This is a genomic window from Longimicrobium sp. (genome assembly GCF_036399255.1).
GTDB lineage: Bacteria > Gemmatimonadota > Gemmatimonadetes > Longimicrobiales > Longimicrobiaceae > Longimicrobium.
Genome location: NZ_DASWNM010000161.1, coordinates 25314 through 41396 on the forward strand (window position 1 = coordinate 25314; position 16083 = coordinate 41396).

A 16083-nucleotide genomic window follows, 5' to 3' on the forward strand; every position below is an offset into this window, starting at 1 on the left:
CTGACGCGCACGTGATCGTCCGCTCCCTGCTGCACGACGGCCGGCTGCGCGTGGAGGTGCAGCCGCGGCTGCTGCCGTCCGTCGCCCGCTGGCTTCCCCTGGTCCCCCTCGACACCCCGGCGGACCCGTCCGGCGCCGTCATCCGCATCGCCGTGGATGACGCGGGGCCGGCATTCGCGCGTCCGGAAGGGGAGCGCACGCTGGCCATGGGAGAGGTGGACGCGTGGATGGAGCCCGACCGCGCGCTCCTGATCGGCGCCTCCGGCGTGCACGGCCTCATCGACCTGGCGAGTGGCGTGGCGGAGCTCCGCGCACCGGCGGAGGGCGATCGATCCGCGGTGGCGACGGACCTGTACTCCGCCTGCACGCTGAGTTGCGCACTGCTGCTGGGGCGGATGGGGCGCGCCCTGGCGCACGCGGCCGCCGTGGCGCCCGCGGGGGGCGCCGCGTGGCTGCTGGTGGGCGACAGCCGCGCGGGAAAGACCACCACGTGCGCCAACCTGGTGAGCGCCGGGTGGAGCTACCTGTCGGACGACCACGTGGTGCTGCACCGCGACGCGGAGGGGCGTGTGGCGGTGGAGGGGCTTCCCCGCCCTTTTCACCTGGACGAGGGGTGGGAGGCGGGCGGCATCGTGCAGCGCCGCGGCAACACCGACCCGCACCAGCGCTTTCCCGGCGCGTGGACGCGGACGGCGCCGCTGGCCGGCCTGCTCTTTCCCCGCGTACAGGCCGACGCGCCCACGGGGCTTGCCCCGCTGAACGCGGCGGACGCGCTGGCGGGGCTCCTTCGCCAGTCGCCCTGGCTGCTGGCGGACCGCGGCGCCGCGCCGCGCGTGCTCGCCCTGCTGCGCGAGGCCGCCCTGCTCCCGACGCACGCGCTGCGGCTGGGCCTGGACACCTACGCCGACCCGCCGCTGCTGGCGGAGCGCGTGGGGGCCGCCACGGGTTGAAGACACCGCGGGCTAAAGACACCGCGGGCTAAAGCCCGCGGCTGGAAAGGCCATAAGCCCCGTCTCGGCTCGCTGCGCTCGCCGAACGGGGCTTCAACCGCTCGCGTGGGCGGGCCACGCGTGTTGTGGCGATCGTCCGGCGTGAATTCGAGGAGCAAGCGGTGAAGCCCCACCTGGCGAGCATTGCGAGCCCTGGTGGGCTTCCGGCCGTTTCAGGCGCGTGCCTCGGCCACGGCGGCCACCGCACCTCACCCCGCGGACGCCGTCTTCCCGCTATTCCCTATTCCCTATTCCCTGTTCCCTGTTCCCTATTCCCTCCCGTTCCCCTAAATTCAACCGCTGCATTCACCTCTGGCGCGCCACGAAGGACGCTGAAGCATACATGGAGAACCGCACCGCGCTGGTCGAGGGCCTGATGGCCCGCTTTCCCCACATCCCCCGCGAAGCCGTCTTCAAGGAAGACCTGCTGCGCACGGGGATGTCGTTCGACGACTCCGCGCTTTCCGACAACCTCGAGGGCGAGGTCAAGCCCAAGTCGTACTTCATCTTCTCGTTCGACCAGAAGCCGCTTACGCAGCTGGGGAACGCGGCGAAGCGCAGGCCGCCCGAGGAGGTGGCCCTCACCGGCGGGCCGTACGGGCTGCGCCGCACCATCGTCTCGGTGCGCGTGAACCCCGACTCGCCGTACCGCGTAAGCCGCACGGCCGACGGCACGCTCACGCTGTCGATGGACGGCACGCCCATCGCCGACGTGGCGCTGCCGCCGATGCCCGAGTACTACCGGCACGCCCTCGGCAACGGCAAGCAGGTGATGGAGATCGCGCCCACCATCCAGTGGGGCTACCTCATCTACCTGACGGTCTTTCGCATGTGCCAGTACTTCGGCGCCAAGGAAGAGTGCCAGTACTGCGACATCAACCACAACTGGCGCCAGCAGAAGGCGGCGGGGCGGCCGTACACCGGCATCAAGCCCATCGACGAGGTGCTGGAGGCGCTGGCCATCATCGACCAGTTCGACACGGCCCGCACCAGCCACGCCTACACCCTTACGGGCGGCAGCGTGACCAGCAAGGTGGACGGGCTGGCCGAGGCCGACTTCTACGGCCGCTACGCCCAGGCCATCGAGGAGCGCTTTCCCGGCCGGTGGATCGGCAAGGTGGTGGCGCAGGCGCTGCCCCGCGAGGACGTGCAGCGCTTCAAGGACTACGGCATCCGCATCTACCACCCCAACTACGAGGTGTGGGACAAGCGGCTGTTCGAGATCATCTGCCCCGGCAAGGAGCGCTACGTGGGGCGCGAAGAGTGGCACCGCCGCATCTTCGACGCGGCCGAGGTGTTCGGCGCGCGGTACGTGATCCCCAACTTCGTGGCGGGCGTGGAGATGGCGCAGCCCTTCGGCTTCGCCACGGTCAACGAGGCCATCGCCTCCACGGCCGAGGGGCTGGACTACTTCATGAGCCGCGGCGTCACGCCGCGCTTCACCACCTGGTGCCCCGAGCCGGCCACGCCGCTGGGCAAGGACAACCCCGAGGGCGCGCCGCTGGAGTACCACATCCGCCTTCTCGAGGTGTACCGCGAGACGCTGGAGAAGCACGGCCTGCAGCCGCCTCCGGGCTACGGCCCGCCGGGCCCGGGGAACGCCGTGTTCTCCGTCAGCAGCTTCATGGACACGCTTGCCCCGACGGACGAGAACGCGGACGAGCTGATGGCCGCCGGCGCCGCGAGCTGACCCGCTTCTCAGGGCCCGCTCCCCGACAAAGACGAGTGCTCCCGGTCAACCAGGACCGGGAGCACTCGTTCTTTCGCGCAGGTCGGCGGCTGATCCCGAATCCAGGAAAAGAAAACCTTCATGGGTACAGAGGAACAGAGTCAGACAGAGGAACCACGGTGATCTCTCAGCTCGCGTTCTCTGTCTGACTCTGTTCCTCTGTACGATCATTCTTTTTCAGGATCTGGTGTCAGCGGGATGCCGCTTCGCGAAAAGCCCTGCCGATCTCGCTCTCGATGGGGATCTCTGCCGCGAACACCCTGCCGAACAAAGCGACGCTGACCGGCTCGTCCACCAGGCATCCCACGGAAAAGATCACGTAGCTGTCGTATCCCACCAGTTCCGAGGCGAACTTCGCCCCTCCGAACCAGCTGATGATGGGATTGTCCTGCTTGAACTTGTCAGCAAACGCGCGCTGGTGGTCGGCGTGCGAGGGATTGCTCCATGCCAGGGCACCGAGCAGGACCAGCAGGACGAGGGTGAAGCGTTTCATAACTTCAGCGGCGGATCGTGGACGAGGAGCAGAGGGATAACGACTGTCTGCATCCTCTGTCGGCCTCGACCGATGCTTTTCACGGGAAACGCCGGGCCGGATCCGTCGGATCGCACCCACCGAAAAAGACCCCCCGTCCGCGTTATGCCGGCGGGGGTTCTCCGTATCCATCTGGGGTTCTGCGGGGCGTCCAGCCGACGCTTGGCTCTGCGCTACTGAGCTACGCCAGTTCGGTACACACCGGAGGCTGGGCGTCCCGTCATCACGACCAGGCCTAGCGGCCGAATCGAGCGGCCGCTAAAATCGATCATCCGCTCTGTTCGTGTCGAAACGTTTCCCGGCCATCCCCAATCGAAAAAGAGGATAACAGGCTCGTCCGTCTGGTTCTGCGCTGCACCGCTGGTGGGAACCTCGCAGAAGTCAACCGTTTAACAAGGATCGTAAGATGCGCAAATTCGTGTTACGCCTTGCTGCGCTTGCGGGGGTGGTGCTCACGGTGGGAGCGTGTGCGGACAACCCCACGGCAGGAGATCATCAGCGCGCGCCGGATCTCGCGGCCTCTGCGCTGGACACACAGGTGGAGGGGTGCGTGACAGAAGGCACCTGCGCCCTCGAGCCGATCAGTGGAGGGGGCTGCGATGAATGGGACTACAGCTGTGACGATGGAGGTGGCGACTGCGCTGCCTCGTCGACGAGTCCCAGCAGCCCCGAGGGCACGACGGTGCAGGGGTGCGGCGATGGCGGCGGCGATGGTGGCGACTACGACGGCGGCGGCGGAGGTAGCAGCGGGGGTGGGGGCGACGGCGGCACAAAAGATGGTCCGACGTGCCCCGACGGTGACTGCAACCCACCTCCCGCCTGTGACCCGCGAACGGACCCAAGCTGCGAACAGCCGCTGACCGCCGGCGACTCGACGACCATTACGGCCGCGCTTGCTGGATACGTCCGCCCCGCGTCCGAGATTCCGGACACCACGGCTCGCCGTCAGTGCGCCGAGATGCTCGCCCAGTTCAACGCCTCCTATGCGGCAGGGGACGTATTCCGGGGCGGCTCCAACACGACCCATTACGGCGCGATGTACAACGACCGCATCCATTTCGACCCGCAGTACCTTGATGCGGCGGCTGGCGGCAACGCGGCTGCTCGGCGCGAGATCGCCAACACGGCGCTGCACGAAGCGGCGCACGTGCTCGGCTACGATCACCCGACCGCGCCGACATGGGTCGGAAACCAGGACTACTACTCGGATGTCCCCTTCAACCTGTTGAGCCCGGGCACAAACTCATGCATTCGATACTGACGCGGTGTGCCCAGCTGGCTGTTCTCGGACTCGTCACGGTGGTGACGGATGCGAATTGCCAATCCGCCACCCGGGAGATTGCCGCCGTCAACACGGTGCTTGACTTCCGGTTGAACTGGATGGGTGATGCAACGCCTTTCAACGCGTGCAGCGTCTTCACCGCGATCGGGGCGCCTGTGGACTTCCCCGCGGGGATTCAGTCGCCGCTGGTGCGGGGACTGGACCGAACCACCGCCCCATGCGAGGGCCGCGCCCCCGGCGTCCCCGGGGCATGGGCTCCCCAGGTTCTGGTGGACTCCATCGCTGTTCGTAGCGAGACGGCTACGGTGTACGTGACGGTTCGCAAGGGCGAACTCTCGTATTACGAGGAATACTCGCTGGTGAACCCGGGGCCGACGCGGTGGGGGATGCGCGAGGTTCGTACGTGGGGTGCGTTGCGGGAATATCCGGCGCGGCCCCCGGCGCCCGCTTCGCCAAAGTAGTGATCGGCACCCGGTAGCAAGGAATCCGGTTGGCTCTTCCGGAACATCGAGGAACTACAACGGTTTCTGACTTCCTTGCGGATCCCTGTGCCGGCTCCGTGTGAGGCCAATCTTTTTCCAGCCCAGCCGAACGGCACGGGCGTGGTCCTTGCTCGCACGTGCGGACGATGACGACGGACGTTTCGCGAGCGGGCACCCGGTGCGGCGTGCCCTCTCGCGTTTGCGGGGGTGAGGTGAATCCGATGGAGGACGTGGCGTGAGCACGCAGGACGGAGCGAACGGATCGGCGGACGCGGAGGCGCTGTTCGCGGGCGGCGGCGAGATGCGCGCGCGGTGCCGGGCGCTGGACTGGGCATCCACCCCGCTGGGCCCGGTGGAGGCGTGGCCCGCCGCGCTGCGGCTGGCCGTGCGCACCGCCATGGATTCGCCCTTTCCCATCAACCTGTGGTGCGGCCCGGAGCTGGTCCTGGTCTACAACGATGGATACGCCCCCGTGCTGGGGGCCAAGGATCCCGCCGCGCTGGGGCGGCCGGGGCGCGAGGTGTGGGGCGAGATCTGGGGCCAGGTCGCGCCCATGTTCAACCAGATCCGCGCCGGCGGCCCGCCCGTCTACGCCGAGGACGCCCCGTTCGTCATCGAGCGCGCCGGGGCCGGCGAGGCGGAGAGCGCTCCCGGCGAGCCCAACGCCTGGTTCACCTTCGCGCTCAGCCCCGTACGCGACGAGGACGGCACCATCGTCGCCTTTCTCAACGTGGTCTCCGAGACCACCGCGCGGCTGATGGCCGAGCGCGCCACCCGCGCCGCCCGCGCCGACGCCGAGCAGGCCGAGGCCCGGCTGCGCGAGGTGTTCCTGCAGGCGCCCGCCGCCATCCTGATCACCGAGGGCCCCGAGCACGTCCCCACGGTGGTCAACGCCCGCTACACCGGGATGGTGGGCCCGCGCCAGCTGCTGGGCCGGCCGCTGCGGGAAGGGTTCCCGGACCTGGAGGGCCAGCCCTTCTTCGCGCTGATGGACCGCGTGTACGCCAGCGGCGAGCCGTTCGTGGGGACCGAGATGCCCGTCCAGCTGGACCGCCGGGGGACGGGGGAGATGGAGGACGGGTGCTTCAACTTCGTCTACCAGCCGCTCACGGGCGCGGACGGGCAGGTGTTCGGCATCATGACCCACGCCGTCGAGGTCACCGCCCAGGTGCGCGCGCGGCGGGAGATCGAGGCCACCGCCGCCGAGCGCAGCGCCATCCTGCGCCAGATCGCCGACGGCGTGGTGATGGCCGACGCCGAGGGGCGCATCTCGTTCGTCAACGAGGCCGGCCAGCGCATCCTGGGAATGGCCGGGCTGGGGACGCAGGTGGACGACTACAGCGGCACCTTTCGCGTGCTGACGCCCGAGGGCGAGCCGTTCCCCAACGACGAGCTTCCCCTGGTGCGCGCCGTCAAGCGCGGCGAGACGGTGCTGGGGGTGGAGTGGGTCTCGGTGCACCCCGACGGCACCCGCGCGCTGGTGCAGGGGAGCGCCGCCCCCGTCCTTGCCACCGACGGGCAGACGCTGGGCGCCGTGGTCACCATGCGCGACGTCACGGAGGAGCGGCGGCTGCAGAAGCAGCTGGAGGCGGACCGCGGCCGGCTGGCGGCCATCTTCCAGAACGCGCCCGCCTTCATCGCCACCCTGCGCGGGCCCGAGCACGTTTTCGAGATCACCAACCCCCTGTACCAGCAGCTCATCGGCCACCGCGACGTGATCGGAAGGCGGGTGGTGGACGCCCTGCCCGAGGTGGTGGAGCAGGGGTTCATCGGCCTGCTGGACGGCGTGTACCGCACCGGCGAGCCGTTCGTGGGCGACGAGCTTCCCATCCTGCTGCAGACCGAGCCCGGAAGCCCGCCGCGCCAGCGGTTCCTGAACTTCGTCTACCAGCCCGTGCGCGAGGCGGACGGCGCCATTTCCGGCATCTTCGTCCACGGGGTCGACGTCACCGACCAGGTGCACGCGCGGCAGCACGTGGAGCGGCTGGAAGAGCGGCTGCGCCTGGCGCTGGAGTCCGCCGACATCGGCACCTGGGACTTCGACCCCGTCTCCGGGGCGCTCAGTTGGGACGAGCGGTGCAGGAGGATCTTCGGGATGCCGGCGGAGGGCGAGGTGCACTACGACGACTTCCTGCGGCACCTGCACCCCGACGACCTGGACCGCGCCAACGCCGCCGTGGCCCGCGCGCTGGACCCGGCCGGCGCCGGCGACTACGAGGCGGACTACACGGTGATCCCCGCCGGCGGCGAGGTGCGGTGGATCCGCGCCAGCGGGCGCGCCGCGTTCGGCCAGGTACAGGGCGAGCGGCGGGCGGTGCGCTTTACCGGCACCGTCATCGACGTCACCGACCGCGCCCGCGCCGAGGCCGAGCGCGAGCGCCTGCTGCGCGAGGCCGAGACGCAGCGGTCGCGGCTGGAGCAGATCTTTGCCGAGGCGCCGGCCGTGATGGCGCTGTACACCGGCCCCGAGCACACCGTCACGCTGGTGAACCCCAGCTGGGAGCAGACGGTGGGCAAGCCCGACGCCGTCGGCCGGACCTTCCGCGACGTGTTCCCCGAGTTCGAGGGGAGCGGCCTGTTCGAGCTGCTGGAGTGGGTGTACCACACCGGCGAGCCGTTCGTGGACCCCGAGGTCAACGTGCCGCTGGAGCGCTTTGGCAGCGGCGTGCTCGAGGACACGTACTGGCACCTGGTCTGGCGCCCGCTGGCCAGCGCCGACCCCGACCGGCGCGACATCCTCGTCCACGCCGTCGAGGTGACCACGCAGGTGCGCGCCCGGCGCGACGTGGAGCAGAAGGCCGAGGAGCTGGCGCGTCTGGCCCGCGCCCTGGAGGCCAGCAACCGCGAGCTGGACCAGTTCGCGTACGTGGCCTCGCACGACCTCAAGGCCCCGCTGCGGGGGATCAGCAACCTGTCGCAGTGGATCGAGGACGACCTGGCGGACCGCTTTACCGACGACGCGCGCGAGCAGATGCGCCTGCTGCGGGGGCGCGTGACGCGGATGGAGGGGCTGATCGACGGAATCCTGCAGTACTCCCGCGCCGGCCGCGTGCAGGAGCAGCCGGAGCGGGTGGACGTGGGTGCCCTGGCGCGGGACGTGGTGGACCTTCTCGCCCCGCCGGACGGGGTGACGGTCGAGGTCCAGCCGGGGATGCCCGTTCTCTTTACCGAGCGGCTGCCCATGCAGCAGGTGCTGATGAACCTGGTGGGCAACGCCATCAAGTACGGTCCCGAAGGCGGCACGCGCGTCACCGTCTCGGCGCGCGACGCGGACGGCGGCTGGGAGTTCGCCGTGGCCGACAACGGCCCCGGCGTCCCCGCCCAGTACCACGACCGCATCTTCGGGCTCTTTCAGACGCTGGAGTCGCGCGACAAGGTGGAGGGCACGGGCATCGGCCTTTCCATCGTCAAGAAGATGGTGGAAAGCCGCGGCGGCCGCGTGTGGGTGGAGTCTCCCCCCGGCGGCGGCGCCACCTTCCGCTTCACCTGGCCCGCCAGCCCGTCTACGGATGGCGAAGGCTGACGTCTCGCCTTGAAACTGACTTGGCCTCACACAGAGTCAACAGAGTCAGCAGAGTGCAAGTTCTCTGCTGACTCCGTTGATTCCGCGTAAAGCCAGAAGATTTTGCGGATCTACCCGCGCGTGCAGGCTACACGGCGCAGCAGCGCTCCGGGCCCGTGGCGTAGTTGCAGGTGGCCATGCACGTGTCGCAGGTGGGGTCCCAGCACGTCGCGCCACAGGTGATGTCGCAGCTGGCGCAGGTCACGTCGAGCGTGCCTCCGCCGCAGCCGCAGGTGCCCACGCAGGTGTCCTGCGTCGGAGCCGGGCAGCCGAACGTCTCGCGCCCCTGCTGCGCCTCTACCGTCCCCCGCCCTGCCGCCGCGGCCTGCGTGGTGAATGATTCTACCTGGACCGCCTCTACATCGAGCCTGAGCTTGCGCATGGGATCACACCACGGGTAAGAGAGGATGAAGCGCCGCTCGCCGCGCTGGACCGGCCACGCCGGAATCCGTTTGGATACGGGGTCACGCAGGAGATTCCCGCATTTTACCGGCGCCGGTCCGGCGAAGCAACACGGCACACCCTCCAAGATCTTTGATTCTGTACGGTCCCGTGCCGCGGTGTCCGTTCGGCCGCCACACGTAACCGATGCCGCGGACTGTCCGCACGGCAGACGAAAACGCGCCCGGACCAGCAAAGGGTCCGGGCGCGTCGTGCAATCACGTGATCGATGGAGCGTATCGGGTTCGAACCGATGACCTTCCGCTTGCAAAGCGGATGCTCTCCCAGCTGAGCTAACGCCCCGTAAGCCCGGCAATTTAGCGGATCAGCGGCCGGGATTCAACCCCGCGCTGATGCCTCCCGCGGAATCCGTAAAACGAAGGGCCTGACAGGGAATAGGGAATAGGGAATAGGGAATAGGGAACAGCCGGGAACGGCGGGTCGGGGTGCGGCTACGGCTGACCAAGTTTCGTGAGGAGGGTCTGCGCAGAAGGAGGGGGAACTCACACGGAGTCAACGGAGTCAGCGGAGTTTTCTCGTGCCGTTTCCTCTGCTTTGGTGAGCGGAGGCATGGCGCTCCGGCCGACGAGGCACGAGCCGGCGTGGGGTGTCGGGAACGCGAGGGAGATAGAATGCGGCAGGGAGCCATCCGCGTTTTTTCGAGGAGGATGCGGATCGCCCGATGGGCTCCGCGGCGCACCGGGACAGGCCGTCCGCACCACCTGATGCGCGATCTGGAGAGTCATCTACCCGCTCCACGATCGAGGTGAGCGGCAGGCCTCCGATGTGGGTCTTTCCGGATCAGGATCAGCCGGTCCCCTGCCCGAACTCGGCCGCCAGCTCCGCCAGCCAGGGCGGCGGCGGCATCCGGCTCTCGTGGAACTCGCGACCCATCCGGTCCACCAGGTTGCGCAGCACCCGGGGGCGGTCGGCTTCCGGATACAGCCCCGCGAGCACGATCAGCGCCGCGCGCGCATCCTCCATCCCCTCCGTGCGGCGGACGGCCGCGCGCCGCGCATACCACGCGTTGAACTTGCGCAGGGTGCGCTGCTGCGGCTGGTTGGCCGCCAGGATGAACGCACGCACGCTCATGGCCGAGATGCCGACCTCGTCCGCCACCACGCGCAGCGACGTGGCGGCGACGGCAGCCTCGGCCTCGCGCCTGACGACAGCGACGGAGATGGGCGGATCAGGCGAGGACATCAATCCCCCGCCCCATGCCGCCGGGCTCGGCGCTGTAAGATGCGTACGAAAGTGAATGGGTTACACTTGAGAGCTTATCCGCTTCCCCGCGAGCATGCAAGACCCCGCCCCAGCGGCGGGCCAATGGAGACGATCAGGACGGCCGGGCAGGCACGCCGGGTTCGCAGAAAAAGCGAAAGAGCAGCGGCGCGGGCGTGGCTCCCGCGGCGCTGCTCTTTCGTAAGTCGCCGCATTCGTGCGGGCGTGCGGTCATTCGCCGTCCGGCCGGAGCTCGGCGCGAAGCCGCGCGAGCCACGCAGGCGGGTGCATTCCGCTGTCGCGGAAATCCCGCTCCATGGAGTCGAGAAAGCCGTTCAGGACGCGGAAGCGCTCGGCTTGCGGATAGAACCCGGCGAGAATCGTGAGCGCCGCGCGCGCCTCGTCCTCGCCCTCCGGCGGGCGCGTGGCCATACGGCGAACGTACCACAGGTTGAGCTTGCGGACCGTGCGCGCCTGCGGCGTTCCCCTGTTCATCAGGAACGAGCGCAGGGCCATGGGTGCAATGTCCACCTCGCGCGCCACGGCGCGAAGCGAGGAGGCATCACGGGCCAGCTCGGCCTCCCGGCGGATGGCCGCCAGAGGGACGCGCAACTCAGGCGCAGGCATTTCGCCTCCGCCCCACACCGGCTCCCGGCCAGTGTAAAATCCGTAAGAAAAGTCTTTGGCTACACTGGATACCTTACCGCCGTGCGCGCCTCGTCGCAAGCCCGTCCGCTCCAACCCGTCCACCTCCCGCTTGCGAGCGGCAGGTCATTGCCGCGAACCGCGCGAAGATGAAGGCTGGCTGAGGGCGGCATTAGCGGATGATAAAGATGCGGAAAACCTGTCAGCATCCGCCCGCCCTGGCGCGTTCACCCCATGACCGGGATGCGGACGGGCCGCCCCGGCCATCGACCCTGGACCGACGGTACTCCCATGAAGAAGCTTGCCCTGAACGTCGACGATCTGGACGTGCAGTCCTTCGACACCACCTCCGCCATCTACCATCTCCGCTGCACGGTGCGCGGCTACCGGGACGACGACAACGGCGGAGACGGTGGCGGCGATTACACGGACGTGTGCTCGGCCATCTACAGCTGCGCCACGTGCGACGCCGCCTGCGACGTGGAGGAGCAGCGCCGCATCATCCTCTACGGCAGCTGATTCCCGGTTCCGGCCGCGGCACCTCCATCACATCCTCCGACACGAGAAAACTCCCATGAAGAAGCTGGCCCTGAACGTCGATGACCTGGACGTGCAGTCGTTCGATACCACGCCGGCCCTGCACGAGCGCTGCACCGTGCTGGCCCACCAGGAGAACGGCACGTACGAGGTGGGATGTACGGACGCCTGCTCGCTCTACACCTGTGCCAGCTGCGAGCCCTGCGACCAGACCCTGGGCGACCCCGCGGACACGGTGGATCCGGGGCGGCGCATCATCCTGTACTGAGAGAATTGCCAAACCTCCCAGCGTGATGACTTCCTGAGAGGGTGTTGCCAAACCTCCCAGCGCGATTGACTTCCTGAGGGAGGCGCCGCCCCCTAACTCGCTTGTACACTGCACCTTCGCGCCGACCGAAGGACCTCGCTGGCGCAAACCGAGGGGCTGGTCGCGCGGCATGAAGCCGGCCCCGCCTCGCCGCAGAGCAGGTCCTTCGGTCGCGCGCAGGCGGTTGTGTGGAATCGGGTTGCACGTGGTGCGCTCCCTCAGGAAGTCACTGCTCCGTGATGGATGTGAGGTTCAGCAACGCCTCTGAGAGCGTATTTAAGAATCCGACGCTGCGCATCCGGGCAGATCTACCAGCGCTGTCATTCCGAGGCCCGGCCACGCCGCAGCCTGCTTTCACACCAGAGGTTGCAGGGCCGAGGAATCTACCGTCGGACTGCTGGAGGGCAGACGCGGTAGCCGTGCCTGCTTCGCGGCTACGACACGGGCGGACAGGGCCAGTGCCGAGCGGTGCAGCGGGGCACCAGCAGCAGACAGTAGATTTCTCAGTCGGCGCGCCGGATTTCGGGCGAGCTGACAGTGCGGTGTGGCGCCTCCTTCGAAATGACAGACCGGCGCAAGCGCGGGGATTCTTGAACACCCCTCTGAAGCTGAGGGAGCACAGGGCGGCGACGAAGCGAGGCTGGCCCGGTTTTCCGGGCCGGCCTCCTTCGGCGTTCACCAGTCCACGACCGCAGAATGCAGAAATCGCGGAGCAAAGATGAGAGTACGCGAAAACCGATGGGCGATCCTCCCCCGTGCTCTCGCTTCGCCTGCGTGAACCCTGCGTTGAACTGCCCTGCCCAGACTGCAGGCGGCATCCAGAAAAGACGAAATCCCCGGGGCTGACGCCGTCCACGGGCCCGCTCCAGCTTGCACACCGCGCGCACGGAACACGCCGTCGGGCGCGCGGGTAGAGCCGGGGACGACCCTCTCGTACCCTCTCCCCCCTCGAAACAACCTGCCTGGACGGAGGTCCCGCGCCAGGCGTTTCACCCCCATACCGGGAAACCTGCCATGAAAAAGCTGAACCTGTCCCTGGAAGACCTGGCGGTGGAGTCGTTCGAAACCACCGCGGCCGACGCCGACCGGCGCGGCACCGTGCACGGCGCCCAGGTAAGCGACACCACCTGCCAGCAGATCAACTGCGACTGCCCCACCAACGGCCGTGAGTGCGTCTCCAATCCCTGCGGCACCGACGACTGTACCGTGGCAATTACCTGCGGCGCTTCGTGTTCGTTCTACTGTTCGCACAGCTGCCCCATGAACACCTGCGCGTACAGCTGCGAGGGTACGTGCGGCTGCCCCACCTGGTATCCCAACGAGACCTGCGGGATCTGCTGATCCCCGCCGGCCGGCCGGCACCGCCCGGCCGGCCGTTCATCAGCGGTGTCCCGGGGATGCACCCCGCGGATCGAAGGCAGCCGCTGCACCTCTCCATCCTTTCCACCGGAAAGCCACACCATGAAGAAGATCGCACTCAGCCTGGACGCCCTGGCCGTGGAGTCGTTCCAAACCACCGAGCGCGCCGCCGGCCACCGCGGCACCGTACGCGCCGCCGGCGCCAGCGAGGACACCGGCTGCGACTCGCTGGGAGATACCTACTGCGGGTCGTGCGGGCCCACGGACTGCCTGGGCCCCAGCTGCGGCACGTGCGAGCCCACGTTCGCATACAGCTGCTGGGGCTCGTGCGTGGGCGAGACGTGCGAAGACCGGTGTCCGCCCCCGCTGACCCTGGACTGCTGATCTCGATCAGAAACGGATCGGCCTCACGCCGGGGGAGCAGGGGAACGGCTCTGCTTCCTCCGCTTCCTCGGCGTGATGGTTTCTTTTGCCGGTATCCGGTGCGCGTCGGCGGACCGCGGAGGACGGACGAGACAGGCCGGGGCAGCCCGGCAGGCCTCGACGGCTCCCGCCCGGCCCTCCCTTCCGGATCATCCGCACTCCCGCCCTCCCATCCGCAAGCGGGCGCACGGGTTGCCGCCAGCGCCGCGCGGTGCCATTTTTCCCCGTTGCGAAATCGATAGAGCCAGAACCCCGCGAGGCCCCGCCGGCCTCCCTTACCGTACGCGCCGATGATCCCGTCCCTGCTCACGCGCCCCATCGAAAAGCTGCCCCCCGAGGTGCGCCTTCACGGGCGCGTCCTCTTTCTGCTGGACGACCCCGAGCTGGTGCGCCGCCAGCTGGAGGGCGAGGACGTAGAGCTCACCGGCGAGGTGCGCGCCCTGCTGCGCGACAACATCTCCACGGACGAGATCACGCCCGCGTACATCTGCTACTACTTCGACGAGACGCTGGGCGAGTTCCCGTACCTGGGGCTCAAGGCAGGCAGCGAGTTCCCCATCCGCCAGGGAAGCGTCAGGAAGGGCAACTTCGTCGCCTCGGTCAGCGGGCGGCGGCGCGGCAAGGGCAGCTCGCGCGAGCAGAGCCCGTACGCCGAGATGATGGCCGGCATCAAGGTGGTCATCGCCGAGAACATCGAGCGCATCTACCGCGAGAACTGCCAGAACCTGGGCGTGCTCACGTCCACCAACTTCGAGCTCATCGACCGCATTCGCCGCGGCGAGACCATTCCGCTCAGCGAGTTCACCGACGGCGCCGACGAGATCACCCGCGGCATCATCGAGCACGGCGGGCTGTTCAACTACAACGTGGCGCGCCTGCAGGGCACCGTGCAGACGCCGCCCATCAGCTGCCACCACGACCAGCCGGGCACCGTGAGCCCCGCCGCCGACGACGTGGCGGCGCTGCGCGGCAGCGGCGCGGGCAACGAGCCGGGCCCCGGCCCCGACACCGGCGTGGACTACGCGGCGGCCCAGTTCGTCGCCACGTCGACGTCCAACGTCGACACCGACTCGCAGGGCGCCCCGGACGGCACGCGCCACGGCCGGAAGGCGCGGCCCATGACCATCGCCGAGAAGATCTTCGCGCGGCACTGGGTCACCGACCTGTCGCGCGGCGACATCGGCGTGCCCTGGGTGCAGCCAGGCGACAGCGGCTTCGTGCAGACGGACATCCGCTTCTCGCACGAGTACGTGACGCCCATGTCGGCCATCTTCTTCGAGCACTACGTGGGGCCCGACGAAAAGGTGGTGGACCCGGAGAGCATCCTGTTCTTCCGCGACCACCTGACGTTCCTCAAGGACGCCATGCCGGCGGAGCGCGTGCAGCTGGGGCTGCTGGACGTGGCCAACCAGCTCGAGGTGAAGCAGCGCCAGTTCGCCGAAAAGCAGGGCGTGCGGCTGTACGGCGAGCTGGGGCACGGCAAGCACGGCTCCGAGGCCATCTGCCACAGCAAGATCCTGGAGCAGTACGCGCTTCCCGGCCACGTCATCATCGGCTCCGACAGCCACACCCCGCACGCGGGCGCCGTGGGCTGCATCGCGTTCGGCGTGGGGACCACGGCCATCTTCAACTCGTGGATCACCAAGGACGTGCGCGTGGAAGTCCCGCGGTCGTTCAAGGTCATCGTGAGCGGCCAGAAGCCCGAGAACGTGTCGGCCAAGGACTTCATGCTCGAGATCCTGCGCCATCCGTACATCAAGGACGGCCACGCCATCGGGCAGATCATCGAGTACGCCGGCCCCGCCGTGGAGTCGCTGTCGGTGGACGAGCGCGCCACCATGACCAACATGGCCGCCGAGGTGGGCGCCTTTACCGGCGTGGTGGCCCCCGACGCCAAGACGGTGGAGTACCTGGTGGAGCAGCGCGGGATGGACCGCGCCGAAGCGGAGCGCCTGATCGACGGCCTGTACAGCGACGAGGGCGCCGAGTACGTAAAGGTGATCGAGATCGACGCCAGCACGCTGCAGCCCATGATCGCGCTTCCCGGCGACCCGGGGAACGGGCTGTACGTCGACGAGCTGGAGGACGAGGTGCGCATCGACATCGCGTACGCGGGCAGCTGCACGGCGGGGAAGAAGGAGGACATGGACATGTACGCCCGCGTCCTTCGCGAGTACCACGAGCGTGGCGTGCGCAAGCCTGAGCACGTGCAGCTGTACATCCAGTGCGGCTCGCAGGAGGTGTACGCCTACTGCCAGGAGCAGGGGTACGACCGCGTGTTCGAGGAGGTGGGCGCCACCTTCATCGAGCCCAGCTGCGGCGCCTGCATCAACGCCGGCCCCGGCGTGAGCCGCAAGCCCACGGACGTCACCATCAGCGCCATCAATCGCAACTTCCCCGGCCGCTCCGGCCCCGGGCAGCTGTACCTGGCGTCCCCCTACACCGTGGCCGCCAGCGCCATGGAGGGCCGCATCGTCGTCTGGGAGCCGCAGGGCGAGCCCGCCGGCGTGTAAGCGGCCGACGGTGGTTCGATGCGCGCGGGGCGCCGGGAGAAATCCCGGCGCCCCGCTGCTT

14 protein-coding genes and 1 tRNA gene are annotated in these 16083 nt (G+C 68.7%); 10 read left to right on the forward strand and 5 right to left on the reverse strand.

Translation table 11 applies throughout. From position 1 onward, the window contains the following. The first annotated feature begins 11 nt into the window (after positions 1–11). Positions 12–950, forward strand: a complete 939-nt coding sequence (locus VGC13_RS30225) for a hypothetical protein (RefSeq protein WP_331129071.1) — start codon at positions 12–14, stop codon at positions 948–950. 382 nt (positions 951–1332) lie between these two features. Beyond that, positions 1333–2679, forward strand: coding sequence for a radical SAM protein (locus VGC13_RS30230; protein ID WP_331129072.1), 1347 nt, complete (start codon positions 1333–1335; stop codon positions 2677–2679). A gap of 229 nt (positions 2680–2908) precedes the next feature. Here VGC13_RS30230 and VGC13_RS30235 read toward each other — a convergent pair whose 3' ends face one another. Then, complete coding sequence (locus VGC13_RS30235; RefSeq protein ID WP_331129073.1) at positions 2909–3211, reverse strand: hypothetical protein; 303 nt, start codon at positions 3209–3211, stop codon at positions 2909–2911. A 445-nt stretch (positions 3212–3656) separates the two neighbouring features. Between VGC13_RS30235 and VGC13_RS30240 the strand changes: the two genes are divergently transcribed. The 3 genes from VGC13_RS30240 (at position 3657) to VGC13_RS30250 (ending at position 8537) form a co-directional block, all read left to right on the forward strand. Then, positions 3657–4511 carry a hypothetical protein gene (locus tag VGC13_RS30240; protein ID WP_331129074.1) on the forward strand — a complete coding sequence of 285 codons (855 nt, stop codon included), beginning with the start codon at positions 3657–3659 and terminating at the stop codon, positions 4509–4511. Next, a complete protein-coding gene (locus tag VGC13_RS30245) occupies positions 4496–4993 on the forward strand; it encodes a hypothetical protein (protein ID WP_331129075.1) in 498 nt (165 codons plus the stop codon). Before VGC13_RS30240 ends, VGC13_RS30245 begins: the two co-directional genes overlap by 16 nt. A gap of 256 nt (positions 4994–5249) precedes the next feature. Continuing rightward, positions 5250–8537: a PAS domain-containing protein gene (locus VGC13_RS30250; RefSeq protein ID WP_331129076.1), complete on the forward strand. Its 3288-nt coding sequence runs from the start codon at positions 5250–5252 to the stop codon at positions 8535–8537. Positions 8538–8664: 127 nt separating this feature from the next. Here the strand turns inward: VGC13_RS30250 and VGC13_RS30255 are convergent, their stop codons facing one another. The 4 genes from VGC13_RS30255 to VGC13_RS30270 form a co-directional block, all read right to left on the reverse strand. Further along, the gene (locus VGC13_RS30255) at positions 8665–8958 is read right to left on the reverse strand and encodes a hypothetical protein (RefSeq protein ID WP_331129077.1); all 294 of its coding nucleotides are present in this window, start codon (positions 8956–8958) and stop codon (positions 8665–8667) included. Between the two features lie 289 nt (positions 8959–9247). Further along, a tRNA-Ala gene (locus VGC13_RS30260) sits at positions 9248–9320 on the reverse strand. Positions 9321–9824: 504 nt separating this feature from the next. Beyond that, the gene (locus VGC13_RS30265; protein ID WP_331129078.1) at positions 9825–10220 is read right to left on the reverse strand and encodes a hypothetical protein; all 396 of its coding nucleotides are present in this window, start codon (positions 10218–10220) and stop codon (positions 9825–9827) included. A 249-nt stretch (positions 10221–10469) separates the two neighbouring features. Further along, positions 10470–10865, reverse strand: coding sequence for a hypothetical protein (locus tag VGC13_RS30270; RefSeq protein WP_331129079.1), 396 nt, complete (start codon positions 10863–10865; stop codon positions 10470–10472). A 309-nt stretch (positions 10866–11174) separates the two neighbouring features. On the opposite strand from VGC13_RS30270, the gene VGC13_RS30275 reads away from it, so the two are divergent. From VGC13_RS30275 to VGC13_RS30295, 5 genes are all read left to right on the forward strand, one after another. Beyond that, positions 11175–11402, forward strand: a complete 228-nt coding sequence (locus VGC13_RS30275; RefSeq protein ID WP_331129080.1) for a hypothetical protein — start codon at positions 11175–11177, stop codon at positions 11400–11402. 55 nt (positions 11403–11457) lie between these two features. Beyond that, the gene (locus VGC13_RS30280; protein ID WP_331129081.1) at positions 11458–11688 is read left to right on the forward strand and encodes a hypothetical protein; all 231 of its coding nucleotides are present in this window, start codon (positions 11458–11460) and stop codon (positions 11686–11688) included. A gap of 1053 nt (positions 11689–12741) precedes the next feature. Next, positions 12742–13068: a pinensin family lanthipeptide gene (locus VGC13_RS30285; protein WP_331129082.1), complete on the forward strand. Its 327-nt coding sequence runs from the start codon at positions 12742–12744 to the stop codon at positions 13066–13068. Positions 13069–13188: 120 nt separating this feature from the next. Beyond that, on the forward strand, positions 13189–13470 hold the full coding sequence (locus VGC13_RS30290; protein ID WP_331129083.1) for a hypothetical protein: 282 nt from the start codon (positions 13189–13191) through the stop codon (positions 13468–13470). Between the two features lie 329 nt (positions 13471–13799). Beyond that, positions 13800–16022 carry an aconitase family protein gene (locus VGC13_RS30295; RefSeq protein WP_331129084.1) on the forward strand — a complete coding sequence of 741 codons (2223 nt, stop codon included), beginning with the start codon at positions 13800–13802 and terminating at the stop codon, positions 16020–16022. Positions 16023–16083 lie beyond the last annotated feature (61 nt).

Excerpts from the sequence above, each read along its gene's own strand:
- VGC13_RS30265 (WP_331129078.1), bottom strand. The coding sequence starts at position 10,220 with ATGTCCTCGCCTGATCCGCCCATCTCCGTCGCTGTCGTCAGGCGCGAG.
- VGC13_RS30285 (WP_331129082.1), top strand. The coding sequence starts at position 12,742 with ATGAAAAAGCTGAACCTGTCCCTGGAAGACCTGGCGGTGGAGTCGTTC.
- VGC13_RS30290 (WP_331129083.1), top strand. The coding sequence starts at position 13,189 with ATGAAGAAGATCGCACTCAGCCTGGACGCCCTGGCCGTGGAGTCGTTC.
- VGC13_RS30275 (WP_331129080.1), top strand. The coding sequence starts at position 11,175 with ATGAAGAAGCTTGCCCTGAACGTCGACGATCTGGACGTGCAGTCCTTC.
- VGC13_RS30255 (WP_331129077.1), bottom strand. The coding sequence starts at position 8,958 with ATGCGCAAGCTCAGGCTCGATGTAGAGGCGGTCCAGGTAGAATCATTC.
- VGC13_RS30295 (WP_331129084.1), top strand. The coding sequence starts at position 13,800 with ATGATCCCGTCCCTGCTCACGCGCCCCATCGAAAAGCTGCCCCCCGAG.
- VGC13_RS30280 (WP_331129081.1), top strand. The coding sequence starts at position 11,458 with ATGAAGAAGCTGGCCCTGAACGTCGATGACCTGGACGTGCAGTCGTTC.
- VGC13_RS30240 (WP_331129074.1), top strand. The coding sequence starts at position 3,657 with ATGCGCAAATTCGTGTTACGCCTTGCTGCGCTTGCGGGGGTGGTGCTC.
- VGC13_RS30270 (WP_331129079.1), bottom strand. The coding sequence starts at position 10,865 with ATGCCTGCGCCTGAGTTGCGCGTCCCTCTGGCGGCCATCCGCCGGGAG.
- VGC13_RS30245 (WP_331129075.1), top strand. The coding sequence starts at position 4,496 with ATGCATTCGATACTGACGCGGTGTGCCCAGCTGGCTGTTCTCGGACTC.
- VGC13_RS30230 (WP_331129072.1), top strand. The coding sequence starts at position 1,333 with ATGGAGAACCGCACCGCGCTGGTCGAGGGCCTGATGGCCCGCTTTCCC.
- VGC13_RS30235 (WP_331129073.1), bottom strand. The coding sequence starts at position 3,211 with ATGAAACGCTTCACCCTCGTCCTGCTGGTCCTGCTCGGTGCCCTGGCA.